General features: G+C 43.6%; 34 protein-coding genes. 28 read left to right on the forward strand and 6 right to left on the reverse strand.

Annotation, left to right across the window (positions count from 1 at the left end; genetic code table 11):
• Positions 1-119 precede the first annotated feature (119 nt).
• From ACFVAD_RS22075 to ACFVAD_RS22145, 15 genes are all read left to right on the forward strand, one after another.
• Positions 120-1,064 (forward strand): DNA-binding transcriptional repressor DeoR, encoded by a 945-nt coding sequence (locus ACFVAD_RS22075; protein WP_386645395.1) that lies wholly within the window; start codon positions 120-122, stop codon positions 1,062-1,064.
• An 8-nt stretch (positions 1,065-1,072) separates the two neighbouring features.
• Complete coding sequence (locus tag ACFVAD_RS22080) at positions 1,073-1,768, forward strand: phosphate propanoyltransferase (protein WP_386645397.1); 696 nt, start codon at positions 1,073-1,075, stop codon at positions 1,766-1,768.
• A complete protein-coding gene (locus ACFVAD_RS22085; protein WP_386645400.1) occupies positions 1,677-2,474 on the forward strand; it encodes a hypothetical protein in 798 nt (265 codons plus the stop codon). Before ACFVAD_RS22080 ends, ACFVAD_RS22085 begins: the two co-directional genes overlap by 92 nt.
• Positions 2,475-2,488: 14 nt before the next feature.
• Positions 2,489-2,788 (forward strand): EutN/CcmL family microcompartment protein, encoded by a 300-nt coding sequence (locus ACFVAD_RS22090; RefSeq protein ID WP_386645403.1) that lies wholly within the window; start codon positions 2,489-2,491, stop codon positions 2,786-2,788.
• A gap of 3 nt (positions 2,789-2,791) precedes the next feature.
• Entirely contained in the window at positions 2,792-4,213 is a 1,422-nt protein-coding gene (locus tag ACFVAD_RS22095; RefSeq protein ID WP_386645406.1) for an aldehyde dehydrogenase family protein, read from the forward strand.
• 140 nt (positions 4,214-4,353) lie between these two features.
• On the forward strand, positions 4,354-4,632 hold the full coding sequence (locus ACFVAD_RS22100) for a BMC domain-containing protein (protein ID WP_204413457.1): 279 nt from the start codon (positions 4,354-4,356) through the stop codon (positions 4,630-4,632).
• 8 nt (positions 4,633-4,640) lie between these two features.
• Positions 4,641-5,465 carry a triose-phosphate isomerase gene (tpiA, locus tag ACFVAD_RS22105; protein WP_386645409.1) on the forward strand — a complete coding sequence of 275 codons (825 nt, stop codon included), beginning with the start codon at positions 4,641-4,643 and terminating at the stop codon, positions 5,463-5,465.
• A complete protein-coding gene (locus tag ACFVAD_RS22110; protein ID WP_386645411.1) occupies positions 5,466-5,921 on the forward strand; it encodes an RpiB/LacA/LacB family sugar-phosphate isomerase in 456 nt (151 codons plus the stop codon). It abuts the gene before it with no gap.
• Positions 5,922-5,935: 14 nt separating this feature from the next.
• Positions 5,936-6,220: a EutN/CcmL family microcompartment protein gene (locus ACFVAD_RS22115; RefSeq protein WP_386645414.1), complete on the forward strand. Its 285-nt coding sequence runs from the start codon at positions 5,936-5,938 to the stop codon at positions 6,218-6,220.
• Entirely contained in the window at positions 6,221-6,496 is a 276-nt protein-coding gene (gene eutM / locus ACFVAD_RS22120) for an ethanolamine utilization microcompartment protein EutM (protein WP_204413230.1), read from the forward strand. It begins immediately after the preceding gene.
• Complete coding sequence (locus ACFVAD_RS22125) at positions 6,493-6,756, forward strand: EutN/CcmL family microcompartment protein (protein WP_386645417.1); 264 nt, start codon at positions 6,493-6,495, stop codon at positions 6,754-6,756. Before eutM ends, ACFVAD_RS22125 begins: the two co-directional genes overlap by 4 nt.
• 186 nt (positions 6,757-6,942) lie before the next feature.
• Positions 6,943-7,590, forward strand: coding sequence for a deoxyribose-phosphate aldolase (gene deoC / locus ACFVAD_RS22130; protein ID WP_224840948.1), 648 nt, complete (start codon positions 6,943-6,945; stop codon positions 7,588-7,590).
• Positions 7,591-7,954: 364 nt separating this feature from the next.
• On the forward strand, positions 7,955-8,158 hold the full coding sequence (locus ACFVAD_RS22135) for a helix-turn-helix domain-containing protein (RefSeq protein ID WP_386645420.1): 204 nt from the start codon (positions 7,955-7,957) through the stop codon (positions 8,156-8,158).
• Positions 8,159-8,264: 106 nt separating this feature from the next.
• A complete protein-coding gene (locus tag ACFVAD_RS22140) occupies positions 8,265-9,209 on the forward strand; it encodes a helix-turn-helix domain-containing protein (protein ID WP_386645424.1) in 945 nt (314 codons plus the stop codon).
• 11 nt (positions 9,210-9,220) lie between these two features.
• Positions 9,221-9,610 (forward strand): DUF1761 domain-containing protein, encoded by a 390-nt coding sequence (locus ACFVAD_RS22145; RefSeq protein ID WP_386645426.1) that lies wholly within the window; start codon positions 9,221-9,223, stop codon positions 9,608-9,610.
• Positions 9,611-9,648: 38 nt separating this feature from the next.
• On the opposite strand, the gene ACFVAD_RS22150 is transcribed toward ACFVAD_RS22145, so the two are convergent.
• Positions 9,649-10,104 carry an ASCH domain-containing protein gene (locus tag ACFVAD_RS22150; RefSeq protein ID WP_386645429.1) on the reverse strand — a complete coding sequence of 152 codons (456 nt, stop codon included), beginning with the start codon at positions 10,102-10,104 and terminating at the stop codon, positions 9,649-9,651.
• 127 nt (positions 10,105-10,231) lie between these two features.
• Here ACFVAD_RS22150 and ACFVAD_RS22155 point away from each other — a divergent pair, with 127 nt between their 5' ends.
• Entirely contained in the window at positions 10,232-11,251 is a 1,020-nt protein-coding gene (locus ACFVAD_RS22155) for a serine hydrolase domain-containing protein (RefSeq protein WP_386645432.1), read from the forward strand.
• Between the two features lie 847 nt (positions 11,252-12,098).
• Here the strand turns inward: ACFVAD_RS22155 and ACFVAD_RS22160 are convergent.
• Positions 12,099-12,380: a hypothetical protein gene (locus ACFVAD_RS22160; RefSeq protein ID WP_386645435.1), complete on the reverse strand. Its 282-nt coding sequence runs from the start codon at positions 12,378-12,380 to the stop codon at positions 12,099-12,101.
• Between the two features lie 251 nt (positions 12,381-12,631).
• Between ACFVAD_RS22160 and ACFVAD_RS22165 the strand changes: the two genes are divergently transcribed.
• Complete coding sequence (locus ACFVAD_RS22165; protein WP_386645438.1) at positions 12,632-14,665, forward strand: catalase; 2,034 nt, start codon at positions 12,632-12,634, stop codon at positions 14,663-14,665.
• A 72-nt stretch (positions 14,666-14,737) separates the two neighbouring features.
• Here ACFVAD_RS22165 and ACFVAD_RS22170 read toward each other — a convergent pair whose 3' ends face one another.
• Positions 14,738-15,580, reverse strand: a complete 843-nt coding sequence (locus tag ACFVAD_RS22170; RefSeq protein WP_386645441.1) for an aldo/keto reductase — start codon at positions 15,578-15,580, stop codon at positions 14,738-14,740.
• A gap of 30 nt (positions 15,581-15,610) precedes the next feature.
• Positions 15,611-16,816, reverse strand: a complete 1,206-nt coding sequence (locus tag ACFVAD_RS22175; protein WP_386645444.1) for an MFS transporter — start codon at positions 16,814-16,816, stop codon at positions 15,611-15,613.
• A gap of 207 nt (positions 16,817-17,023) precedes the next feature.
• Here ACFVAD_RS22175 and ACFVAD_RS22180 point away from each other — a divergent pair, with 207 nt between their 5' ends.
• The gene (locus ACFVAD_RS22180) at positions 17,024-17,404 is read left to right on the forward strand and encodes a winged helix-turn-helix transcriptional regulator (RefSeq protein ID WP_386645447.1); all 381 of its coding nucleotides are present in this window, start codon (positions 17,024-17,026) and stop codon (positions 17,402-17,404) included.
• Positions 17,405-17,455: 51 nt separating this feature from the next.
• Here the strand turns inward: ACFVAD_RS22180 and ACFVAD_RS22185 are convergent, their stop codons facing one another.
• A complete protein-coding gene (locus tag ACFVAD_RS22185) occupies positions 17,456-17,776 on the reverse strand; it encodes a winged helix-turn-helix transcriptional regulator (RefSeq protein ID WP_386645450.1) in 321 nt (106 codons plus the stop codon).
• 110 nt (positions 17,777-17,886) lie between these two features.
• Between ACFVAD_RS22185 and ACFVAD_RS22190 the strand changes: the two genes are divergently transcribed.
• From ACFVAD_RS22190 to ACFVAD_RS22235, 10 genes are all read left to right on the forward strand, one after another.
• A complete protein-coding gene (locus ACFVAD_RS22190) occupies positions 17,887-18,378 on the forward strand; it encodes a lactoylglutathione lyase family protein (RefSeq protein ID WP_386645452.1) in 492 nt (163 codons plus the stop codon).
• An 18-nt stretch (positions 18,379-18,396) separates the two neighbouring features.
• The gene (locus ACFVAD_RS22195; RefSeq protein WP_386645455.1) at positions 18,397-19,374 is read left to right on the forward strand and encodes a zinc-binding dehydrogenase; all 978 of its coding nucleotides are present in this window, start codon (positions 18,397-18,399) and stop codon (positions 19,372-19,374) included.
• A gap of 138 nt (positions 19,375-19,512) precedes the next feature.
• Positions 19,513-20,034: a DUF6773 family protein gene (locus ACFVAD_RS22200; RefSeq protein ID WP_386645458.1), complete on the forward strand. Its 522-nt coding sequence runs from the start codon at positions 19,513-19,515 to the stop codon at positions 20,032-20,034.
• Between the two features lie 9 nt (positions 20,035-20,043).
• Positions 20,044-20,241 (forward strand): helix-turn-helix transcriptional regulator, encoded by a 198-nt coding sequence (locus tag ACFVAD_RS22205; RefSeq protein ID WP_386645461.1) that lies wholly within the window; start codon positions 20,044-20,046, stop codon positions 20,239-20,241.
• A 108-nt stretch (positions 20,242-20,349) separates the two neighbouring features.
• Complete coding sequence (locus tag ACFVAD_RS22210) at positions 20,350-21,153, forward strand: alpha/beta fold hydrolase (RefSeq protein ID WP_386645464.1); 804 nt, start codon at positions 20,350-20,352, stop codon at positions 21,151-21,153.
• Positions 21,154-21,269: 116 nt separating this feature from the next.
• On the forward strand, positions 21,270-22,214 hold the full coding sequence (locus ACFVAD_RS22215; RefSeq protein WP_386645467.1) for a heme-dependent oxidative N-demethylase family protein: 945 nt from the start codon (positions 21,270-21,272) through the stop codon (positions 22,212-22,214).
• A 10-nt stretch (positions 22,215-22,224) separates the two neighbouring features.
• Positions 22,225-22,713 carry a hypothetical protein gene (locus ACFVAD_RS22220; RefSeq protein ID WP_386645469.1) on the forward strand — a complete coding sequence of 163 codons (489 nt, stop codon included), beginning with the start codon at positions 22,225-22,227 and terminating at the stop codon, positions 22,711-22,713.
• Between the two features lie 15 nt (positions 22,714-22,728).
• Complete coding sequence (locus ACFVAD_RS22225) at positions 22,729-23,676, forward strand: PDR/VanB family oxidoreductase (protein ID WP_386645472.1); 948 nt, start codon at positions 22,729-22,731, stop codon at positions 23,674-23,676.
• 420 nt (positions 23,677-24,096) lie between these two features.
• The gene (locus ACFVAD_RS22230; RefSeq protein WP_386645475.1) at positions 24,097-25,275 is read left to right on the forward strand and encodes an Alp7A family actin-like protein; all 1,179 of its coding nucleotides are present in this window, start codon (positions 24,097-24,099) and stop codon (positions 25,273-25,275) included.
• Between the two features lie 14 nt (positions 25,276-25,289).
• Complete coding sequence (locus ACFVAD_RS22235; protein ID WP_386645478.1) at positions 25,290-25,880, forward strand: hypothetical protein; 591 nt, start codon at positions 25,290-25,292, stop codon at positions 25,878-25,880.
• Positions 25,881-25,963: 83 nt separating this feature from the next.
• Here ACFVAD_RS22235 and ACFVAD_RS22240 read toward each other — a convergent pair whose 3' ends face one another.
• Positions 25,964-26,335, reverse strand: coding sequence for a VOC family protein (locus ACFVAD_RS22240; protein ID WP_386645481.1), 372 nt, complete (start codon positions 26,333-26,335; stop codon positions 25,964-25,966).
• Between the last annotated feature and the right edge of the window lie 296 nt (positions 26,336-26,631).

A 26,631-nucleotide genomic window follows, 5' to 3' on the forward strand; every position in this document is an offset into this window, starting at 1 on the left:
AAACGCTTACTGAACCTTTTTACTTTTATTTCCTCTAAGAATCGGCAGCCAGAGCGCGAAAAAAAGTGTATTAAAGTCTCGTTATATTGAACATAATTTCAGATTTAGGTGAGTGGAACATGTCGAATGAGAAAATGGCTCGTCTTGTGGAAGTAGCAAAAATGTATTATGTCCAGGATTTTAGCCAAGCAGAAATCGCGAAGGAATTGGGTGTGTCCCGTCCTACTGTATCAAGGCTGCTGCTGCAGGCGAAGCAGGACGGAATTGTCCATGTAACCATCAATGACCCGACAGAAGATGTACAACAGCTTGCCAACCAGTTGAGAGACAGCTTTCAGTTAAAGCACTGCATCGTCACCTCCTCCCATTCCAATGAGGAGAGGGTGATCAAGGAAAGGCTAGGGGAGGCCGCAGCGGATTACCTGTATTCGATCGTGGAAACCGGTGATACCATTGGCATCACCTGGGGAACGACACTTTATGAGCTTTCCAAAAGACTTTATCCGAAAAGCGTAAAGGATGTGACGATTGTTCAGCTGAATGGCGGGGTGAGCTATTCGGAATTGAATACCCACGCTTCTGAAATACTCAATGGTTTGGCAGCTGCGTTCCACACGACACCGCACTTTTTGCCGGTGCCTGCCGTAGTGGATCATACGGTGGTCAAGCAGGCCATTGTAGCCGACCGCCACATAAGAAAGGTGCTGGAGCTTGGAAAACAGGCGAACATCGCCATCTATACGGTTGGTGAGCCTGGGGATCATTCCACCTTGATGCGGGCGGGCTATTTTTTGGAAGAAGATATCGAAACCTTGAGGCGAAACAACACAGTCGGCGATATCTGCTCCCGTTTCATTGATGGACAGGGGCATTTAAGCAATCAGTCCTTGAACGAACGTACCATCGGCCTGGAGCTGCCACATCTGACGGAAAAGGAATATAGCATTCTCGTGGCAGGCGGAAACAAGAAAACGGATGGAATGATGGGTGCTCTTAAGGGAGGCTATGCCAACGTGTTGATTACCGACCAGTATACGGCGAAAGCCTTACTTGAAAAGGGGTGATAACAGGAATGGATAGGGAAAAAATTAAAGCGCTCGTTCAGGAGGTTGTCAAAAACTCCTTGGGGCAATCTGCAAAAATGGTCCCGATTGCAGCCTCCAATCGACATATTCATTTATCAAAGGCACATGTCGAACGTCTTTTCGGGCGAGGCTACAAGCTTCAAAAGCAAAAAGAGCTTTCTCAGCCTGGTCAATTTGCCGCGAAGGAGACTGTCACACTCATCGGTCCCAAGGGCAAAATAGAAAAGGTGCGGGTCCTCGGCCCTGCAAGAGGGGATACCCAGGTGGAAGTTTCCCTGTTTGATGGATTCACACTTGGCGTAAAACCGCCCTTACGTCAGTCCGGGAATATACAAGGCTCTGAATCTATCACCATTCAGGGGCCGCGGGGTCAGCTGAATTTGAAAGAAGGGTTAATCTGTGCAGCACGCCACATTCACATGCACCCAAGCGACGCAGAAGCATTCAAAGTCTCGGATGGCGATCTTGTGCAAGTAAAGGTGGATGGGGAGCGGGGGGTCATTTTTACCAATGTATTGATTCGGTCCTCTGAAAGATACAAGTTGGAAATGCACATTGACCTCGATGAAGCAAATGCAGCTGGACTACAGAATGGCAAGCTTGGTGAAATCATTGCCATCGAACGCCCATCAAAAGAGATTGGAGGCTGTGGTTGTGGATGTAACGGTAAAGGAAAAGATTAAGCTGCTCGTCCAGGAGGCAGTGGAGACTTATCTGAACGAGCAGAATCAACATAAAGGAAAACAGCCGATAGGCATCCTGCTAGGCTACGAAACTGGTAATCTGACAGGAGTTTTGGAAGCGGTTACTATTCTTTCTGAACGCTATGAAGTATCCCTGCTTTTGAGCAGGAATTATCTCGCGGACCCCGATGCATTCAGTGGCTATACAATCCTGCCATTGGAGCAGCTGGGACGAGAGGATGTCAATGGACTCCTGAATGAATTTGGGGCGATTGTGCTTCCGGTTGCGTCCTATCAATTGCTTGCCAAGCTTGCGCTGACAATCGACGACGATCCGATATCCTCCCTGGTCCTTCAATTCCAGATGCTAGGAAAACCGGTGATTGTGGTGAAAGATGAAGTGGAGTTCAATGTGTATCAGCAGATCGCCGCACCACATGCTGTGCAGAACAGGGTGCAGGGCTACATAAGGCAGATTCAAGCCGATCAGGTGAAATGGGTGCCATTGAGCCGTCTCGCACGTACGGTTAAAGAGCAGCTGCAAGCATTCGCCGAGAAGCAGCCTCTCATTCTCGCAAAGCATATTGAAAAAGCAGATCGGGAAGGGCTTACAGAACTCCAGTTGCCAAAGAAAAGCAAACTATCGCCTGTAGCGAAGGATTTGGCCAGGGAATTCAAGATACAACTGAAAAAACAGGACTCCTAGAAAGGAGACAATCTATGATTATTGCAAAAGTGACAGGATCCATTGTTTCCACTACAAAAGCAGAAAAGCTGAAGGGCAAGAAGCTTCTTATCGTCACCCCTTTGGATATGAAAACCATCGAGGAGGATGGAAAGCCCATCGTCGCAATCGACACAGTCGGTTCAGGGGTAGGGGAAGTGGTCCTGGTGGTCAGCGGAAGCTCCGCAAGGCAGACCGAGATCACAAACGGTGTACCCGTTGATGCAGCCATTGTGGGCGTAGTGGACCAGATTGAAATAGAAGGGTCTCTTACCTTCAAAAAAGGAGGAGAGTAATCAGTGCAGATAAAGGAAAATGACATTAAAAAGATGGTGGAGCAGGTACTGCAGCAGCTTGGCGGAAATGTGCGGGAGTCGGCTGTATCAAATAGTGATGTCCCACTGGGCAACGGTGTGTTCACTACGGTGGACGAAGCGGCAGAAGCTGCAAGGGTTGCTTGGGAGAAGCTACGTGAAACATCCTTGGAAACAAGGAAGAAAATGATAGAAAAGATGCGTGAGGCAAGCCGGTCCCATGCAGAGGAATTGGCAAAGCTCGCAGTTGAGGAAACCGGTCTTGGAAGAGTGGCGGACAAGATTGCCAAAAACCTTCTTGCGGCCAATAAAACGCCTGGGGTAGAGGATATCGTAAGCACCACCTATTCCGGGGACGGCGGACTGACGCTAGTGGAGTATGCTCCAATCGGAGTATTCGGGGCAATCACCCCTTCCACGAATCCCGGTGCAACCATCATCAACAACTCAATCTCGCTTGTCGCTGCCGGTAATACGGTAGTTTTCAACCCGCATCCAAGTGCCAAAAAGGTGTCCATCCGGGCGATGCAACTGTTGAACCAGGCGATCGTCGAGGCAGGCGGACCGGAGAACACGTTAACTTCTGTAGCAAGTCCCAATATCGAAACGTCCAATGAGGTCATGGTCCACCCAAAAGTGAATGCACTTGTGGTGACAGGCGGAGGAATTGTCGTACAGGCAGCCATGAAGGCCGGCAAAAAAGTCATCGCGGCAGGCCCGGGAAATCCTCCGGTTGTAGTGGATGAAACAGCCATCCTCTCCAAGGCTGCAAAAGACATTGTCACAGGAGCAAGCTTTGACAACAATGTCCTCTGTACAGCGGAAAAAGAAGTATTTGTTGTCGATAAGGTAGCAACGGAATTGAAAAATGAAATGACCAAAAATGGGGCCATCGAGCTGAAAGGCTTCCAGTTGGATAAGCTGTTGGCAAAAATCATGGTCATAAAGAATGAAAAATCGTATCCAAATCGTGATTTTATCGGAAAGGATGCGAGTGTCCTACTGGAAGCAGCTGGCATCAAAGCAGATAAGAATGTGAAGCTGATCATCGCCGAAACTGCTGCCGATCATCCACTCGTCCACACGGAAATGCTCATGCCGATTCTGCCGATCGTCCGGGTGCCGGATGTGGACAAGGCGATTGCGCTCGCGGTGAAGGCGGAAAAGGGAAACCGTCATACAGCCATGATGCACTCACAGAACATTACAAATCTCACAAAAATGGCCAAGGAAATCCAAGCAACCATTTTTGTGAAAAATGGACCTTCCGTATCCGGTCTCGGGTATCAAAGTGAAGGCTTCACAACCCTTACCATCGCAGGGCCGACAGGGGAAGGGCTGACAAGCGCAAAAACCTTTACCCGTCAAAGACGCTGCGTGCTGGTGGATGGCTTCAGAATAATCTAGTGTGGTGATATCAGATGGAAGAACGTAACGAAGAACTGCCGTTGAATACAGAGCAGGTACAAGAACCGGTCAAGCGTAAAACACGGGCGAAAGCTCAACCAAAAATAAAAATAGAAGAGCAACCAATAGGAGGAATTCAAATGAGTCAAGAAGCATTGGGAATGATCGAAACTAAAGGACTAATCGGGGCAATCGAAGCAGCAGACGCAATGGTAAAGGCAGCAAACGTAACGCTGGTAGGAAAAGAGTTTGTTGGCGGCGGCCTTGTAACAGTCATGGTACGTGGTGATGTTGGGGCGGTTAAAGCGGCAACAGAAGCGGGAGCGGACGCAGCAGGACGTGTCGGCCACCTTATTTCTGTACATGTCATCCCACGCCCTAACAGTGAAGTGGATGGAATTCTACCGAAAGCTAAGTAAGGGAAACCATGATGGATCAAGCGGTAAAATCCTATATCGAACAACTGGTGAGAGCGGCGATCCAGCAATCCGCTGAGCCCATCTCCACCAGGACCAGCTATGCAATAGCAAATTGGAAAATGAATAAAACCTTCTCGGAAATGGCGGTTTATCTACAGGAACTGAAAAGCAGGGACACTGTGTCGGTGGTCATCTGTCCACCAGCCCAGCTCTTATATCCGGCAGGTTTATTGGCCAAGCAGCTAGGCTCCTCGGTCAGTATTGGCGCTCAAGATGTCCATGAAGCAGACCAGGGCGCCTATACAGGGGAAATCTCTGCCGCCATGCTTGCGGATATCGGCTGTCAGTATGTCCTCATCGGACATTCCGAAAGAAGGCAGTATTTTCATGAAAATGATCAACAGGTGAACCAAAAGATTAAACAGGCCATAAAAGAGGGCCTGACCCCGATCATCTGTATCGGGGAAACCATCGAACAGAAGAACAGTGGGCAAACAGAAAAAGTACTGACAACCCAGCTTGTCGGCGCCCTGCAAGATATAGATTCAAATTTCATCCTGGCTTATGAGCCGGTTTGGGCGATCGGGACAGGGGAGTCGGCTTCTGCCGAGCAGGCCCAGTCCACGCATGCCTATATCAGGGCAGTACTCACCAAATTAATTGGTGCCAGAGCGGAAAGCATCTCTATTCTGTACGGAGGCTCTGTAAACGAGAAGAATGCAGGGGAGTATTCCTCACAAAGGGATATCGATGGGGTGTTGGTTGGAGGGGCGAGCCTGAATGCCGCATCTTTCGAAAAAATCATCGCTGTATTTGCCAAAGGAGACATGTAAATGAAAAAAGTTGCAATGGGATGCGACCATGGTGGATACGAACTGAAGGAAGCGTTGAAGGTTTATTTGACGGAGCTTGGCTATGAATATCTCGACTTTGGCTGCCAAGCGGGGGAATCGGTTGACTATCCTGACATTGCCTTTCTCGTCGGAGAGTGTGTGGCAACAAATCCGTCCTATGTCGGCATCATGATTGATGGTGTCGGAGTAGGCAGCGGAATGGTACTTAATAAAATACCTGGCGTACGCGGAGCCGTTTGCTGGGACCTATCCTCCGTCATCAACAGCCGTGAGCATAACAATGCCAATGTGCTGTCAATCGGCGGGCAATTCATCGGGGAAGGTCTTGCCAAGCAATTGGTCAAGACATGGCTTGAGACGGACTTTGCCGGTGGTCGCCATGACCGCCGTGTCACCAAGGTCATGGAAATCGAAAGCCGTTTTATCAAACGCTGAAAGCAGGTTAGAGCATGTTTGTAGCAAAAGTGATCGGTAATATGATCTGTACACATAAAGACGACAATTTAAAAGGATTAAAGCTCCTGATTGTCCAGCCTGTGGATGATCAACTGCAGAATAAAGGCAAACCACTTGTTGCTATAGATACCATCGGGCAATCTGGAGAAGGAGATCTTGTGTACCTGGCAAAAAGCCGGGAATCCTCCCTCCCATTAAATAAAGATTTGGTTCCCTCAGATGCAGGGATTCTTGGAATCATCGACTATTATAACGTAAAACGAATGGAGGAAATATAAATGAGCAACGCATTAGGAATGATCGAAACAAAAGGTTTGGTAGGCGCAATCGAAGCGGCAGATGCCATGATGAAAGCTGCGAACGTATCCCTAGTAGGCAAGGTGCAAGTAGGCGGTGGCCTGATAACTGTCATGGTACGTGGAGATGTAGGGGCTGTTAAAGCGGCTACAGAAGCTGGCGCAGATGCAGCACAGCGTGTAGGGGAATTCCTATCTGTTCACGTTATTCCTAGACCACACCAAGATATCGAGAAAATCCTGCCTAGCACTCTATGAAGCTGGCAAAAGTCGTTGGAAACGTCGTTTCGACGATTAAAACACCAAGTCACCAAAATAAAAAGCTCATGGTCGTCATTCCCGTTGATGCACAGGGGAAGAAGTGCGGTGATGCAATGATCGCCATCGATCACTTCCATGCAGGAGCGGGAGACTATGTGCTCATTCTAGAAGAAGGTGGATCGGCAAGGGACATCATCGGAGACCCGAACGGTGCCTTTGATGCAGTCATTGCCGGAATTGTCGACCGATTACATTAATGTGAGGTGGAAACAATGCAAATAGAAGCATTGGTGGAACAAATTACGAATCAAATCATGGAACAGCTTACAAATAAACAGGAACTGAAGGATGGCAAGCCGGTACAGGCAGCAGCTACTACGGGGCAATCCAGTAATTTCTCAAGCTCCTCTTCCAATATAATCACAGGGCCTTCCATTGCGCGTATGATCGACCATACGCTTTTGAAGCCTGAAAGCACAAAAGACCAAGTGATAAAGCTTTGTGAAGAAGCAAAGGAATATAACTTTGCAACGGTCTGTGTGAATCCTTACTGGGTTGCAACGGCTGCAAAGGAATTGAAAGGCTCCAACGTCGGGATTACAACTGTAGTGGGCTTTCCGTTAGGCGCAACGAACAGCTTTGTGAAGGTATCCGAAACAAGAGACGCCATCGCAAGCGGGGCTACGGAAATTGACATGGTCATGAACATCGGCGCTCTTAAATCCGGTGATTTCGAAACGGTAAAAAAGGACATCGAGGCGGTAGTTCTAGCAGCAAAAGGCCATGCACCTGTTAAAGTTATCATTGAAACAGGACTCCTTGAAAACGAAGAAAAGAAAAAAGCTTGTATTCTTGCAAAAATGGCAGGAGCGGACTTTGTAAAAACCTCTACAGGTTTTGGTCCTGGATGTGCCACGGCAGAAGATATCAAGCTCATGAGAGAAGCTGTAGGGCCTGATATGGGCGTAAAAGCTTCTGCATGCGTAAGAGACCTCGATACTGCCAGAAAGCTTGTACAGGCAGGCGCAACGCGTATCGGAGCAAGCTCCGGCATTGCTATCGTGACGGGCGGAAAAGGAACAGGCTATTAATCCTCATTTTGCAATTTTCCCAAAGGCAGTGCACCGAGTGAAGGTGTACTGCCTTTATTAATGGCTGTTTATGTAGATATTGTTGCTTTTGATGAATACAACAAAAACACGGAATATTAAATTCTAAAAATTTTTAAGTATGCTAGCTGTTGATTGGAGCAATAGGCGAAGACTCCTGCGGGAGGAAGGGACAAGGGAGACCCCACAGGCGAAGCCGAGGAGGCTCCGGACCGCCCGCGGAAAGAACAGCCTAGTGCGGAAATCAACAGCGGAGCTAGAACCTTCGTCAAATTGATATTGAAATTTTCAAAAAATTTAATTATAATATAATAAAATGTAATCGCTTTCAACTACAGGGGGGACTATGGTGAACATTATTGGCAAACAACTAATCACGGCTAGAACAAGACGAGGCCTCGATCACGAGAACCTTGCCCTTTTAACAGGCTTGAATGTAAACGACATCGCTGCAATCGAAGCGGGAACGGTGGATGTTCAAGTTTCAACCTTACATAAACTATCAGAAGCACTCAAATGGTCATTTTCCATTGGAGATGTGTCCATCTAAAAAAGTGCATCATACACGAAGAACCGGATATATTCCGGTTCTTTTCGCGTTTTCTTGCTATAATAAAATTACCAATAAAAGCAAATGCAAGGGGTTTTATACATACATGTACACAAAAGAGCAGCACTACCAGATAGACAATGTCCTCGAATATATAGAAGTCAATCTCGACCAATCGCTCTCCCTCGATCGGCTGGCTAAAGTTTCCACATATTCCCCCTATCATTTTCAGCGACTTTTCAAGGGGATAGTAGGGGAAACACCTGCTAATTATGTAAAAAGGCTGCGACTGGAGAACGCGGCACATTTCCTTATCTATGAACATCAGCTTCCAATCACCCAAATTGCACTCATGTGCGGCTTTTCCTCCCTCTCCTATTTTACAGCTACCTTTCAGGCCAATTTCGGGATGAGTCCGAAAAAGTGGCGGGAAGGGGGATATCTGGAGCGGTTTCCACGTGAATACGAAGATGATAGCAAGAAATCTAAACAATCCCGCAAGATGGAGAAAGCACACCAGGAACACGAGGGCTATAATAAGTTTCAGTGGCTTAACTTGGAAAAGGTCAAAACCGCTGAACTCCCTGCATTTACAGCAGTGAGAAGGCAAAGCGTCGGACCTTATACAGAAGGTGTGCCCGGTGTTTGGGAGGAAATCTATCGTTTTGCGAATGCAAGGGAACTAGTGACCGAGGATAAGGTTTTGTACGGAATACCAAAGAATAATCCTTATATCACCCCACCCGGAAAAAGCAGGTATGACTGTCTCTTACCCGTAAATGATCAGGACAAGCTCACGTTGGAGCAGGAGCGGATTTATCACTTTCGGGGCGGTAAGCATGTCATCTATGAATTTGATGAGCCCTTGGACTATGTAGAGCGCAATAGATTGATCGAATGCTATTCTGAGATTTACAGCTTCTGGCTGCCTAAAAGCGGATATAAGTATCTGGCGAATCCAGTGGAACTGGTAGAGGTGGAGCCTATTCCTGGCACGTTAAGCCTACAATGTAAAATTAAAGCGATCGCATTAGCCATCGAACCGAAATAGGGGGAAAGAGTATGGAATTGGATTTGAAGGAAATAAGTTTTTTGGCAATATTAGCAGGTGGGATTCTTTATATGGTCTATGGGGGCATATATTACTCCATCATGCTCGGAAAGAAGAAGGACGCACAGTTCAAACAAAGTGAGGGGCCACTTAAATACATCGTTTCTGTCATCATTGCTTTTATCAGTTCATTTATCATGGCGGTATTCATAGAGGCAGCAGGTGCTCATTCCCTTATGGAAGGGCTTGTGATTGGGGCAATGATAGGTGTCATTATCTCATTGGTGTATTTTAAAAATTCATTGTTTGGTTTGATGACCCGAAAAGCATTTTTAATCGCAATCGGGGACCATCTCGTTATATTCACTTTGCTCGGTGGACTTCACGGGATATTGAGCTGATTGAAAGACAAAAACGCTTGGCCATCCCCAAGCGTTTTTTACTTGTTTTTTATATCCACTACTTTAAAACGTTCACATACCAACATCATATCTTCTGAAAATGCTAGTCCTAAATCACTTAACTCTTTCTTGAAGAATTTTTCGTGCGCGTCTTTCCAATATTGATATGTTCGATCCCCAGCGCCTTCAGCAACAGCAAATTCCTCTGGAACCTCATTCATTGGCATCAGTTTTACATCAACGGTTTTAATGATCGCCAAGGGTTCATCATTCCCATTTAAAATTACACTATAATCTTCCACGGCAGGCAGAGGCTCGTTTTCCATTTCATAAAAAATCAAACCAGAACAAGTGGCTGTTTTAACACCATCCATTACTAATTGAGCTAAATGGTCTGGTTTAGATCCGAATTGCCACGCACTCACTGATCTTGGTTCTTCTTGACCTATGCTTGTCCAAAACTCATTCCAATATTCTTGTGAAGCTTGATTCATATTTTTCTCTCCCTCATTTTAAATAAAACTCTCTTAAATTTAATTATTCCTTTTTAAGGAAATCCAACTAGTGCATTTATTATATAATGATAGAAAAGTTAGATTAAACGATTGGAGGCATACCATCTTGTATAAAGATTATATCAAAGAGCTGATGGGAAATGGGGAGATTCCAGGTGGGATCCTCTACGTATCTAAAAATGACGAAGTAAAATGCTTGGAATCTTATGGGTCTTTTACTGACAAAAATGGTGTGAAGCAGCGCATCCAGGCAAATACGCTATTTGATATAGCCTCTTTAACCAAAATTTCTGCCACAGTACCGTCGATCCTGTATCTTATAGCAAAAAAAGAATTGAAACTTAGTACCTTGGTCAGGGACGTATTGCCAGGGTTCAGACACAATGATGTGACCATCGAGCATCTGCTGACCCACACTTCCGGTTTTTCTGCAGATCTCCCTTATAGGGAAAGAAAAATAGAAAGAGATGTCCTCGGGGAAATCTTTCAGAAGGAATTAACCTATGAACCTGGTCAAATGATGATCTACAGCGACCTCGGCATGATCCTGCTCGGAAAAATAACAGAGAAGGTCACCGATCAGACACTCGATATTTTTGTGAAGCAACAGATCCATGAACCGTGGGGAATGAAGCATACCCGTTTTAATCTATCCGAAGAGGTCAAAAGGCAGGCAGCTTCCACAGAAAAGTATCAGGATAGCTTTATTCAAGGAGAGGTCCATGATGAGAAGGCATACCAGCTTGGAGGGGTCAGTGGGAGTGCGGGGCTATTCTCCACGATAGAGGATATGGCGACATACGCAAAAATCCTGCTGTATCCCGAGTCGCAATCAGTTATTCCCCCCGCTTATCTGAAAATGGCAGTTGAACATCGCCAGTTTAACCGTGGACTGGGATTTGAGGTCTGGAGCGGAATCGGGGAGGCTCCGTCCTGTGGGGATAAATGGTCGATTGGTTCATTCGGGCATACCGGCTTTACCGGCACGAGCCTCTGGGTGGACCCGACCAAAGAGCTAACCGCCGTATTTCTCACCAACGCCGTCCACTACGGCCGCGAGACGCCTATCAGAAGTATCAGAAAGAAGCTCCATACCTTGATATTTGAGACCGAAAACATCCACTAACCTTTTAGTAATAGACTCATTTTTGGGAGAGAAAACTTTAATTTGCATTTTAATCAGGTATGGAAATAACAGTGAAATTAGCACTGTATTTAAACAGTAAAAATACCAGATCAAAGGTTAACGGGTTCGAATACCTGTCAATTTTTCGTTTAAAAATCTGCTTATATTTGTTATACATTTAGTCCTCCAAGATGCAGGTTTATTTGTTATGTAAGAATATTACAAATGACCACCTAATGTATAATGGATGTTATGGCCCAAAAAATAACCGGAAAAATTCCATTTAAATTGGGAAATGCCCATATTTCCCTAAGAATAAGCGGAGTTTTTTCGCTTATATGATCCAAATCTTGAATTTTTCCTTATTTAGAGCAGTTAACCGGAATTGCTCCGCTTATCTTTGCTTCTTAAGCTTCCTCTATATACATTAGCCGGAAATTCTCCGCCTATTCATTCTCATACCTATACGAAAATCATCAATGAATAATTACACAGCATTTTGCAGTCCGATTTACGAGGTAACAGAAATCTCTGTAGCATTACATATCTATATACAAATTGACCACATATTTAAGCCTATTTTTATCATTATTCGCGTTTTATCCATAAAAAATGACCAACTAATTCACATATAAATTGTTGGTCATTTTAATAGAAATATTTGATTTTTGTGACAAGTAAAAGAACCCGTTAATCAAAGGCTCTGGGTTTTTGAATTTTTATGGACTTCTTATTCTTGTTCCATTAAATAAAGGTAAGCTCCCGCTTCAAAAATTTAATGAAAATTAAACAAGTTATACACTACCACTTTTTCAGCTATGTTTTTATTATCAGCATTTGTTCTAAACTAGACTCTTACCTTTTGACCGTGTTTTAAATCATCAATGCTATTTACAAAGAGAGTATTCAGACCTAACCCTGTTATTTTAGTTTCACCTGTAATTTCCACCTCTAACTCTTTATATGAGGCTTCTGGATCAATTCTGAGTTCTGATAATACCAATATATCCCCATTAACTTCAGATATTAATTTCTTTTCGTCAAAATCACTATATCTAATTAAATCAATAGCATACCAGAATGTAATAATTAAAAAAATTGATGGTATTACCCATTTTAGAATTTTCAAATTGCCCTTCCTTTTATTGGTATATCCATTATTTACAATAATATCATAATACTTTTTTTAGGAGAGAATCTAATTATGGATATTTAGGGTGAAAATCTGTGAATTGAATCGTTTTTTCATCTCAAAAGTGCAGGACTTTATAGAAAAATAGTAAAAAAGAATCCCCAAATACCCGTTTGTCCGACAATCCAGTAGGGTACGTGAAAAGAGTATATGTTTTACATAAATGTTACCAAGGGGAGGAACGCAGTTTGAGTAATGAAAACCGCAAAAACGATCAGTTGGAACAGTTTCGTGTAAAAGATGAAGGAAAAGAGATGACCACCAACCAGGGTGTGAAGGTATCGGAGGATGAATTTTCGCTGAAAGCAGGCGAACGCGGTCCGACCTTGATGGAGGATTTCCATTTCAGAGAAAAGATGACGCACTTCGACCATGAGCGCATCCCGGAGCGAATTGTCCATGCCCGTGGATTCGCAGCACATGGCGAGTTTGAATTATATGAATCGATGAAGGAATATACAAAGGCGGGATTTCTGCAGGACCCATCGAAAAAGACACCTGTTTTTGTTCGCTTTTCCACAGTGGCGGGTTCCAGGGGATCCGCGGAGACGGTGCGGGATGCCCGAGGATTTGCTACAAAGTTCTACACAGAAGAAGGGAACTATGATTTGGTCGGTAATAATATTCCGGTCTTTTTCATCCAGGATGCCATGAAGTTTCCGGATTTGGTACACGCATTAAAACCGGAGCCTCATAACGAAATCCCCCAAGCCGCCTCAGCACATGACACCTTCTGGGATTTTGTAGCGAACAACCAGGAGTCCGCCCATATGGTGATGTGGGCCATGTCAGACCGGGCCATTCCCCGAAGCCTCCGGATGATGGAAGGGTTCGGGGTGCATACCTTCCGCTTTGTAAATGAAGAAGGGAAAGCACATTTCGTGAAGTTTCATTGGAAGCCGGTTCTGGGCACGCACTCCCTTGTATGGGATGAAGCGCAGAAAATAAACGGAAAAGATCCCGATTTCCATCGCCGTGACCTGTGGGAGTCGATTGAAAATGGGGATTTTCCGGAGTATGAATTCGGCGTTCAGATTCTTGCCGAGGAAGATGAATTTAAATTTGATTTTGATATTCTCGACCCTACAAAGCTGTGGCCGGAAGAGGACATTCCCGTCAAGATCATTGGGAAAATGACCTTGAATCGTAATGTAGACAATGTCTTTGCAGAAACCGAACAGGCGGCCTTCCACCCTGGACATGTGGTACCGGGAATCGATTTTTCCAATGACCCACTTCTGCAGGGGCGGTTATTCTCCTATACAGATACACAATTAATCCGACTTGGCGGACCCAATTTTCACGAGTTGCCAATAAACCGTCCTGTATGCCCGTTCCATAACAACCAAAGGGATGGCTATGGGCGTCAAACCATCAACCGTGGCCCTGTAAGCTATCATAAAAATTCCCTTGCCTACAATACGCCAAGACCAGTGAGTGAAGAGGAAGGCGGCTATGTGCACTATCAGGAAAAGGTGGAAGGGCGCAAGGTGCGCAGCAGAAGTAAAAGCTTCAAGGACCACTTCACCCAGGCCACAATGTTCTGGAACAGCATGAGTAAGCCTGAGAAAGAGCATATCAAACAGGCATTCAGCTTTGAACTCGGTAAAGTGAAGAGCAAATCTGTCCAGCAGCAGGTAGTGGATATGTTCGCCAATGTCAGTGTGGAGCTTGCATCCACTTTTGCTGAAGCAATCGGTGCAACACCTCCTGAAGGGCAGGAATCAGGAGTAAGCAAATCTTCGCCGGCATTGAGCCAGGAGAAAACGGAGAAAAAACCGGATACACGAAAAGTTGGCGTGATCATCGCTGATCAGTTCCAAGGAAGTGAAGTGAATGCTGTGTTGGAAACATTGAATGAGCAAGGTGTCCAGCCGGAGATCATAAGTACAAAGCTTGGAGTGGTGAAGGGTTCGGACGGCTCCGAATTGGAGGTCGATCATACCTTCTTAACTTGTGATTCTGTCCTATTCGATGCGCTTTATGTTGTAGGAGGCAAAGAAACGGACAAGAAATTCGACCGGGAAACCACCTATTTTGTAGAAGAAGCCTTTGACCACTTCAAACCGATTGGAGCAACTCATGATGGTGTGAAGTGGCTGAAAAAGCTAGAAATAGCGGATAGTCCTGGAGTGGTGGCTGGAGAGGATATGAAACAGTTCTCTACTAGCTTTATTGAAGCTATATCCGCACATCGCCACTGGAATCGAGAAGGAATTTAATCTCCATAGCAGCACAAAAAGGTATAATCCTCACTGAATATGGGATTATACCTTTTTTAATCACTAATTAAATCAGAAATCGAAATTATCAGGATCGGGACCTACTCGATGATCTTCATTTAAGGCATCAATTCGAGTCATATCCTCTTGGGTCAAGTCAAAATCAAAGATGGAGGAATTTTCGATAATTCTCTGCTCTTTTATTGATTTAGGTATCGTCACCACTTCATTTTGTAAATCCCAACGTAAAATAACTTGTGCAACAGATTTACCGTGACGATCTGCTATTTCTTTTAACTCATTATTATCCAGTAATTGACCCTGCATCAATGGGGACCATGCTTCCAACTGAATTCCTTGTTCCTTACAGAACGCATGAAGATTATGCTGGGTTAGACGAGGATGGTACTCTACTTGATTGACCATCGGTTTGATTTCCGCTTCCTTCATCAATTCCTCTAGATGATGAATATGAAAATTACTTACACCGATTGCTTTGACACGACCTTCTTTGTAAAGTGTCTCTAACGCTCTCCACGCATCTTTGAATTTCCCTTCTACAGGCCAATGGATGAGATAGAGATCTAAATATTCTAAACCAAGCTTACGTAAACTCTTTTCATAAGCTTCGATGGTAGATTCATACCCAAGATCTGCATTCCAAACCTTTGATGTAACGAATAAATCCTCTCTTGCGATACTTGAAGTTTCCATTCCAGCACGAATACCTTCGCCTACGCCTTCTTCATTTTCATAAATAGCAGCGGTATCCACACTGCGATAGCCTTGTTGGATCGCAGTTTTTACTGCATTCACCAATTCCGGTCCTTCCTCCACCTTGAATACACCGATTCCAAACCAGGGCATTTTCACACCATTATGCAATGTTGTTGTAGATTGTAGATGTTTTGCCATTTTTTCTACCTCCAATAATTTAATATGTTTTTATGCTGCGATAAAGTGATTTTTTTGATTATCTTTTCGTTCAAGTGCCCGACTCCAGCCTGTAAGAAGGACTGCTGCCAGCACCATAAGCCCACCGATCCAGGGTGTATGAATTAATCCGATTGAGTCTGTAATCACCCCGCCTAAATAAGATCCTATTGCAATTCCGGCATTAAATGCTGCTATATTAATGGCAGAAGCTACATCAACTGCACTTGGCACAAAACGCTCGGCTAACATTACGACATATACTTGGAGTCCAGGTACATTCATAAAAGCAAAGATTCCCATTAGAAAGATGGTAATTAAACCGGCTATTTTATACGGTGCAGTAAAAGCTAAGGCAAAAAGGACGATTGCTTGTACGACAAACATATAAAAGAGTGCAACTATCGGTTTTTGATTGGCTACCTTTCCACCAATGATGTTTCCAATTGCGATTGCAATACCATAAACTAGTAAAATAATGACGACTGTCTCTGCCTGAAAGCCTGTTATATCCTGTAACAGTGGAGCTAAATAGGTAAAAACAACAAATGTACCACCATATCCTAATGCAGTAATAAAAAATACAAGGAGTAATCTCCCATTTTTCAGAAGCTTGGCTTGGTCACTGATTTTTGTCTTAGAGCCCTTTGGCAAATCAGACGGGATAAGGATACTTATGGCAAGGAAAGCGATGATTCCCACTGCAACGATTGCCACGAAAGCCATTCTCCAACCAAACTGCTGACCAACAAAGGTTCCAAATGGTACACCTGTTACTGTGGCTACTGTTAGACCTGTAAACATGATGGATATTGCGCTGGCCCTTTTATTTTCAGGTACTAGATTGGCGGCAATAGTGGAACCGATTGACATGAACACACCATGAGAAAAAGCAGCTATCACTCGGGCAAAAAGCAACAAGCCAATGCTGGTCGCGCTAGCAGCTAAACTATTTCCTATGATGAAGATGACCATAATCCAAAGCAATAAGGTTTTTCGCGACATTCTAGATGTTAAAGCCGTTAATATAGGTGCACCTAACGTGACACCTAAGGCATATAAAGAAACGGTTAATCCAGCTGTTGTTACAGAAATATCTAGATCCTGTGAAATCAGCGGCAATAATCCCACACTTATAAATTCGGTTGTTCCTATGGCAAATGCACTAACCGCTAATGCAAGTAATGCGGATACACTTCTTTTTTTATCTAAGCTCATTTTTCTCCTCCTTGGGTTCTGTTCTTTGTTGTATGCAAGACTCTCGATGTCTACACACTATATAAAATAAAAAATGGTGTATGTTAGCCGGCAAATGCTATTATGATACAAGGGGAACAATAAGAGAAGAACGTACTTTTTAGTGCCATAGATACCAAAAAGTTATATAGGAACTTTTTGGTTCCTATGAAATAGGAGGATCATTCGATGCAAAAGAAGAAGTACAATATATCAGTAGAGGCCACACTTGAAGTGATAGGCGGTAAGTGGAAATGCGTCATTTTATGCCATCTTACTCACGGGAAAAAACGGACAAGCGAACTAAAACGTCTAATGCCCGGCATTACCCAAAAAATGCTCACGCAGCAATTGCGCGAGCTAGAAGAGGATGGTGTGATAAATCGTATCATTTATAATCAAGTTCCTCCAAAGGTTGAGTACGAATTAAGTGAATACGGCTGGAGTTTACAGGGAATTCTTGACTCCTTATGTGCCTGGGGGGAAAAGCACATCACAAAGGTATACGGAGACAAATTTGCTGTCTTAGAAGAAGGAATCTTAAATGAAGGACTGAAGGAAGAAAGATAATCAGGAAAATGAATTAAAAGCACGGCAGTCAATAACCATCCTGCCGTGCTTTCATTTATCTTCACAGTTGTTTTCTCCCCATGTACATAGGCTTTTCATCGTTGGCTGTAGGGACATGGCTTCCTTTGTCAGCTCATACTCCACATGAAGCACCTTTCCAGGAAAGGAGGTGCGTTTCACCATTCCCATATCCTCCAGTTCCCGAAGCTGATCTGTCAGAACCTTGCGGCTGATTTCTGGAATTTCACGTTCCAATTCAGAAAAACGTTTAGGGCCCGATTCAAGGGCACAATATACTTGAGGTCGCCATTTGCCCTCAATAATGGACAAGGCACGGTTAACGGGAAAGTTGATTGGTTCCACGTGAAACATCCTTCCTTGCGATAGTAGTTACCTGAAAGTGCGTACTTTTTTTCCTTAGGATAATCATTTACGATATGCATTATATTAAAAATCAACCAAAATTACGAGGAGGAAGAATCATGAGATATCCAAGAACATTTTCACATATTGGACTTTCTGTTCCAAACCTGGAAGAAGCGGTGAAATTTTATACAGAGGTGATGGGCTGGTATGTCATCATGCAGCCTGCAGAAGTCGTGGAGGATGATTCTGCTATCGGAATCATGTGCACTGATGTATTCGGCGAAGGTTGGGGAAAGTTCCGTATTGCCCACCTTGCTACAGGGGATAAGATTGGAATCGAATTGTTTGAGTTCCCACAGAACGAAAAGCCTGAGAATAATTTTGAGTACTGGAAGACGGGAATTTTCCACTACTGTGTCCAGGATCCCGATGTAGAAGGGCTTGTGGAGAAAATAGTTGAGCATGGCGGAAAGCAGCGTATGCCAATCCGCGAGTATTACCCCGGTGAAAAGCCATATCGTATGGTCTACTGCGAAGACCCTTTCGGAAATCTGGTGGAGATCTACTCCCATTCCTATGAATTGACCTATTCAGAAGGTGCTTATTAATAGAGAGGGGGAATGAAGATGAAAGCATGGTTGTTAACGGAGCCTGGCAGTTTGGATTATTTAAAATGGGGAGAAATAGAGGAACCGAAAATACAGGCAGGTGAACTGCTGGTTGCAGTCAAAGCGGTTGCCTTGAACCCAGTTGATTATAAAGTTGCATTGAATGGAAATCCTGCATGGCGATATCCACATATTGTAGGCGTGGATTTAGCCGGAGAAGTGGTGTCGTTAGGAAATGATGTCACAAACGTTAAAGTGGGGGACAGGGTAGCCGTACACACCAGCCTGGTTAGAAAGGGGGCCTTTGCGGAGTACGCTGCAGTGGACGCTAGAGCGGCTGCCTTGATTCCGGAAGGTGTTTCCTTTGAAGAGGCCGCTTCCATCCTCTGTGCAGGAATGACAGCGTATGAGGCAGTACTGCAGAAGCTGAATACCACCAAAAAGAAGAATATCCTTATTCATGCCGGTGCAGGAGGTGTCGGCGGGTTTGCCATTCAGCTGGCAAAACAGCTGGGTCTGAAGGTTTTCACCACAGCATCCACCGAAAATCATGAGTTGGTTATGTCATTGGGTGCGGATATAGCCATTGACTATAAAAAGGAAGATGTGACGAAAAGGGTTCATGAGGAGACGGTTGGCCGGGGAATGGATCTTATCCTGAATAGGGTAAGCAGGGATGTCGCTACAGCTGACCTCGAACGTTTGGCATTTTCAGGGCAGTTGGCCTATATAGCCGGTCCGCCTGACTTGTCCGATGTTAAGCCGTTTTCCCTTTCTCCTTCCATCCATGAAGTCGCACTCGGAGCTGCCCATGCATCAAACGATGATCGAGCGGTCGGGAACCTTTCCTTTATGGCTGAGACATTAATGCAAATGGTAAAGGAGAAGAAGCTGAACACTCTCATAAAAGAGATATTGCCTCGTACAGAGCTCGTTGCAGGTTTGAAAAAGCTTCAAAGTCGTCATGCAAGAGGGAAGATCATTGTTAAGTTCTAACACACAAAAGTCATGATGGCTTTTGTGTTTTTTAATGAAATTATAAAATATATTTAACTTTTTGCAATATATATATTGCAAAAAGACGTTTATTTTATATAATAGAGATAACAAAGGAAATAAATGGAGGGGTAAGAAATGAAGTTTTTTACAGGGAGAACCAAATTGTTGGATGAAAGAATCGTGAATATGCAAAACAAAATCTATCGGGAGATCTACATCGGCATTATGGCGGTCTGTATTCTGTCCATCGGATGGAAATTCTATCTCAATGGGTCCGATCTGGGAAATGTCACAACAGAGCTGGTGATTATGGTAGGTCAGGGCATCTATTACATCATCCGTTCTACGAGTATGGGCCTACTCTCCTCTGAAGTGGAGATGCATAATAAGAACAGCAGATTATCTTTTACGAAGAAAAACATCATCATCCCAGCTGTGGTGGGACTTGGACTTGCTGCATTTTTCGCAACCAATAGTGCAATAAATTTTGCAGATACAAGAGAAGAGAGCATCTATTATTTTATTCTCGTGTTTTTTGTCACTTTGCTATTCTATATCCCGTTTTTTCTGATTATTTTTGGGGGTCCGTTCCTCGCTGCTAAGAAAATCAGTGATAAAATAGAAAGCAAGGAACTTGAAGATGATGAGAATATTTAAGGTGAGATCATGAAAAATATCAAATTGAAAATGGCCAGAGTGGAAAAGGACCTGTCACAAGAGGAATTGGCAAACATAGTAGGCGTCTCCAGACAAACCATCGGACTGATCGAGCTCGGAAAATATAATCCAAGTCTCAGTCTATGTGTTGCCATTTGCAAAGCGTTGTCCAAAACGTTGAATGATCTCTTTTGGGACGGAGATTAGACGGAAAACAGTGGTTGCCAATAAGGTAATCGCTGTTTTTTTATACTTTGATAATAAAAAAATGTTGGTTGAATATATAGTTAATAGACTAAAAAAGGGGGAGAGATATTGGCGATATTGGAAGTTGGTCCTGGTGTGGAGTTGTATTACGAAGATGAAGGGCAGGGAACACCTGTGGTCTTCATTCATGGAGTTTGGATGAGCAGTCGTTTTTTCAAAGAACAAATTCCATATTTTAAAAGAGAACATCGAGCCATAACGTTAGACTTAAGGGGACATGGCCGATCTTCAAAGGTAGAGGATGGACATACCATTAAAACGTACGCGCAGGACTTACAAACCTTTCTGGAAAAGCTGAATCTGAAGGATGTAGTACTGGTGGGCTGGTCGATGGGGGCTTTTGTGGTATGGGAATACCTGAAGCTGTTTGGCGAGGGGAATGTGAAGGGGAAGGTCATTGTGGATGAATTGGCATCGGATTTCAAATGGCCGGACTTTCCAATCGGAGCCTTTGACCTTGCTACATTAACCCATTTCATGAGGGAAGTTCAAGAAAATAGAGTAGAATTCCTGAAAGGGTTTTTGCCTCTTATGTTTAAAAGTGAATTATCAGAAGCGGAGCTGGAGTGGATGCTTGAGGAAACGACAAGCCCGCCGGTTGGTGTGGCCAGTGCGATTCTCTTTGATCAATCCGTGGTGGACTATCGGGCTACGCTGCCTTCCATCCAATCTCCGGCACTACTTTGCTTTGGCAGGGAGGAAAAGCTTATACCCGTAGCTGCCGGCGAGCATCTAAAGCGTAATCTGCCGAATGCAGAATTGGTTCTCTTTGAAAATAGCTGCCATTGCCCATTTCTGGAGGAGACAGATAGATTCAACGAGGAGGTAGCTCGATTTATTCAAAAGCTTTGATGGTATAGAAAGGGAGGAGAATGATGGTCCCAAAGACTATTATTCTCCTCCTTATTGCTATCAGACCTTTTTTCCCATACTATTAATATATATAATATTCTGAAAGTGGTGGCGAGTTGAATACATACAGTGATCTAGAACATTTCCCCTATCCCTTTAAAGGAGAGATATATCGGTATTCCAATAATTCTATGCCGTTGGATCCGCCTTCAAGTATTGAGGTTTCGAATAAGTACAAACAGGAAGTGAAATTGAAACGGGACCTACTTACACATCACCCTGAACGCTGCTATCACTCGCTTTCCCATACTCTTGATGCACAGTGGGAAGCACTGGCGCTTGTTATGGATAACATGGCAACATATTTCCCGGAAAAGTTTACATTACATAAGTGCGAAGATGAGTGGGTTTTTCATAATAAAATGGTAGACGAAAAAGTCACGTTCATATTTGGCGACGGAGCCACCTTGCCTTGTGAGCCTTTGGATTTTATCGGAAAACATGTTCAGGAGGATCTGATTCTGATGGTTCAGAAGGATGGGGAGCTATATTTGGACGCCGGACAGCTTTGCTTTCCAGGTAATTGGTCATTGGCTTTCAACTTGGGGATGTGCTTTAAGGACTTGCATCATCCAATTCCAGGATTTAATGAGAAGGGATTGGATGATCGGATCCGCCAGTTTATTCTTCGATTGGAGGAAGGCTCGCCTTGGGGAAGACTGAATTGGCAAATGCAGGCGGGCGACCGGCTTGACACATCCTTGGAAACATTTGATGAATGGGGGAAGGAGAGAAAGCTCGTAACGAGCGAAAATGCAGGTGAAATTGTTCATCTAAGAGTGGAGGTTCAAAAGCTCTTCAGGCTTCCCAGATCGGAAACTATCCTTTTTACTATTCATACGCACCTGCTTTCACTGGAAATGTTTGCAACAAATAAACAGTGGGCGAAGCAGTTTGCCGGAATACTAGAAGAACTTCCTCCATTTATTTACGAATACAAGGGTCTATCCTTGTACAGGGAAGCTGTCATTGATTATCTAAATCGTAGAGTAAGTGAATAGGAGGAGCAAAATGCAGAGAAATATTGCCACCTACATTCCCAATAAACGACATTATCTGTTTTGTGTAGATGAAACTGGGGAAGAGGAACTCTCTTCCCTTATTCGCGAAGTACAAGTAAGGCAGGCGTCTGTTGAAGTCATTCAAATAGATAAGCATGTTAGTTCTGACCGTTTACAAGAAGAAATGAAGCATGGGTTGAGTAGGCAAAAGATGGGGACTTATTTATACATAGCTGTCGAATGGAAGAGGCTCGATCAATTAATAATAGTAGCGGAAGATGTAGGTTTTACTTCTGAGGAAGCCAGCTTTATCGGGGTAGGAACAAAAAACATGAACGTTTTCTGCTGCCGTTGCCACGGGATAAATATGGTTTCTGATATTAAAATCGAGAGAGGTAATTTTCGGATAAACTGCTCCTTTTGCAGGATAAGCCTTTCTGTTTCAGATCATTATTCCAAATTTAGGAATGCCTATTTGGGTTATTCAGAAATCTCATAGAAAGGAGGGGGCAAGGTGAATGGAAATAGGATAAGGGTCTACATTAAGTCCATTCAGGAGGAGACGCCAAAGGTAAAATCATTTACACTTGCTGCTTTGGATGACGCACCTCTTCCTGCCTTCAGTGGTGGAGCACATATACAAACCTTTCTTCAGCAGCCTAGCCTAGTAAGACACTACTCGCTGATAAGCAGTCCATATGAGACGGATGTCTATAGGATTGCTGTTGGTTTAGCTGATGATTCCAAAGGAGGCTCTATTTTTTGGCATAGGATAGCAAGAGTTGGCGACACATTGGAGATAAGTTACCCTAGAAATCATTTCCCTCTGAGTTATCGGGCGAGGCACCATGTCTTTTATGCAGCAGGTATTGGCATTACCCCATATTTATCGATGATGGCTGATCTGAAAAGAAGAGGCAAGACCTTTGAACTGCATTATGGGGCTAAAAATAAGGAATTGTGTGCGTTTTCTTCCTTTCTTGAACAGCATTATTCAAGGGAAACCCGGTTCTATTTTTCTGAACAGGGGGAACGGTTGAAAGGGGAGGGGCTTTTCGACCATTTGATTGGTACGCATGTATATTTCTGTGGTCCCAATTCCTTTATTTCGTCTCATCTGCAAATGTGCGCGGATATTGGATATCCTGCTTCCAGTATACATAGTGAACAATTTTCTGCCCCGTTAATTCGCGCTTCTTCCTCATTTACTGCAGAGCTCAGCAATGGGATGTCGATATCTGTACCTGCTGATAAGAGTTTGCTTGATTCTCTCCTTGGAGCAGGGATTGAGGTACCATATTCCTGTAGAGTTGGAAGGTGTGGTACATGTGAATTGCGAGTGCTCGACGGGGAAATTGTTCATAATGACTCCTTTTTATCAGATAAACAAAAAAAAGCACAGGATGTTATTGTCAGCTGCGTTTCACGTTCAAACAATAAAATACGTATTGTTTGTGGGTAGTCGATTCTTATACGGGGCATACGGGGTATCGGAATTTAAACGATGCCCCGTTTTTTTTAACAAGAGGGGAGGGGAGAGGATAGGAAAGATATTTTTAACCATAATATGGAAGTATACAATTTCTGTGTACAAGTGTACATAAATGTATACTTTTGTTTACAAAAACGTGTACTTGTATACGAATGTGTAAACAAGTTGATTTATAGGGATGTATACAAGTTTGTAATCATTGTATACGAAAAGTGTATACGAAAAAATGAAGTTTACAGAAACGTATACATTTTTTACACTTTCATTACGATTCACAAGAATGATTGAATAGTAGACAAATATTCTGTAGGCTTAAGATATACTTACTAGATTTATTTTCTACTTATGGAAAGATACTTATGAACAAGGAAAAGAAAGGAAGATGAACAAATGACTTATTCAAGAATTGCAGCAGTTGACGTAGGTAATGATTCTATTAAAGCTATTTTTGGACACTTAGACTCCGAATTAAATATTCCGAACGTAGTAGCTAGAGATATTGAGGACCGTCCTGTAATCGGAATAGAAGAGCTTGACAACAAGGATCCACTGGATGGTCTGCATATTCGTCTCCACTCCCCTGCCCTTAAGGACAATAACGCAATCTATCGTATTGGTAACCTAGCGACCAAAAGCAATAATGCGACAGAACTGGATCCAGGCAGCAGCAAGTCAGAGGAAGACCAGACATTGATCATGCTATTTGCTACATTAGCATTGGATGCTGTAAATGCAAGAAATGAAAAGCACTTTACGCGCAATAAAAACGTGATTGATGCGAATTACACACTAGGAACTGGACTTCCACTAAGAGAAGTGAAGGAAGGAAAGGACGCTGGCTATCGTTCCAAGCTACTTGGATCTGTCCACCAGGTGGAGTTCCTTATCACCCCGAAATATCAAGGCTTGAAAGTGAATATTAAATTTGATGAAGTAAAAGTCTATCCTGAAGGATTCGCGGCATACATCAATCTAGTGATGGATAACAATGCAAACATCATTAACAAGGACCTTATTGATAAGCGCATCCTCATCCAGGATATCGGTGGATTATCAACGGATATCGCTGTCATTAAAAACCGTAATGTGGATGATGACAAAGCGCAAGGGTTCAACCTTGGTGTGTCCGAAGCATTGGAGCAAATCAGAGAAGAAATCCGTTCCAAGCACGGCGTGGAGCTTGATAGCCGCAGGGATGTTGTCGAGATCATCACAAAGAAGAATGACCGCAACCACATCATGGTGCGCGGCAGCAGAACAAGCGTACATGATATTACCGATAGAATCCTGCTTGATTTGGCGAAAAAACAATATCGCTTACTGCGTAATGTTTGGTTGAAAAACTCCCAGACAGAGATCTGCTATTTTGTTGGTGGTGGAGCAACGGTATTGAAGGACTATCTGAAGACGCTAAACAACAGCTTGGATGGCTATAACATCGATTTCTTCGAGGACGAGAAGGAAAGCATCTGGATGATGGCGAATGCCTACTATAAGCTTATCGCTGATTTCAAAAAGAAATCCGATAAAGCAAAAGAACCAAAAGACCAAAAAGCTGTAAAAGCGTAAAATAAGGTGATTCTATGAAGAAAACCGGCTCCCTGAACGAAATAAAACGAGGACAGGCCATCTCTTTCCGGATTCCCTCTGATACTCCGGACCACCTGCTGAAGCATCTGCAAAAGCTAAAGGAAACAGAGAGAAGAAATTTTTCCAGTAAGATAGCGGAGTTTGTCATGCAAGGAGTTACGACTTCAAGTGTACGGGAAAAAGAAACCATTTCCATTCCATTGCCGAACTCTCTTAGCAAAAACCAAAGAGACTGGTTGAAGCATCAGCATTCAGAGGCTTTGCTTGGGAGTATCGTGTATCAATTGCTATCTGATCCTGTTCGTGCCACCAGTATTCTGGCCGCGATGAACAGCAATTCGACGGATATCGATCAAGCTCTCTATCTTCAGGAGGATATCCCTGCTAGATATGAAGAGCAGGAAGCATCCATTCAAGAGGAGGAAGCTGCTCCAATCGATCTAAACGGAGACGATGATCTAGACTCCTTTGATTGGAATAAAGCCTTACAGGAACAGGCGTCCAGTGAAGAGGAGCCTGAAGAGCTGGAAAGTGAAGATGTAGATAAGTTGCTGGGAGATTTTCTGGCGCATATGAATAAGTAGCAGCAAAGAGGGCGTTCATGAATGGGGCGCCCTCTTTTGCATGTAAAATACCTTTAAGAAGCTTCACGCAAACGCAAATAAGCTTAGGATATGGTAACTTCACTCATTAATGCATGTGTGTTGCCCTCTTCATCCGAAAAGAAGGCCATCCAGGTCTCTGTATCTCCCATTTTAGCAACTACATGAGGCTCATCCAGAAACCTTACATCGTTATTCACCAATTCTTCATAGGAATCCTTGATGTCCTCCACCGTAAAATAAAGGATCGAGCTGGCATTTGCAAATTCCTCTTTTTCGGGAAGGCTAAGAAGCAGTCTGACTCCATTGCAATCAAAAAAAGCTAGATTCCCAGTTGAAAACAGCAAAGGAAGTGCCAATTTTTCTTTATAGAAGGCTACCCCTCTATCAAAATCCTTTACAGTTATCCCTATTTGACCGATCTGCTTGATATCCATAAAAAAACCCCCTATTATTTTCCGATTATTCTACCAATTAAATTATCGCAAATAGAATGTCTTTTTATCAAGCTAGTACGATAGAAATGTGTCGAATTTTTTTCAGACCGGAAAAGTTATACCAATAAGTAAAAGGGTATAGTATAGAATGGTCCTAAAAACGAAATGACTGACGAACTATATAGCAGAATAGTATATTTTCTATCAAGAGACGAAGCTACTAGAACCATTAGATTACTTTTCTCTTTTAAAAAAGCTCTTTTCTTAAAATTTGTTGCTTATGACCGTAAAAAATC

This window comes from Sutcliffiella sp. NPDC057660 (genome assembly GCF_042800035.1).
Taxonomy (GTDB): domain Bacteria; phylum Bacillota; class Bacilli; order Bacillales; family Bacillaceae_I; genus Sutcliffiella_A.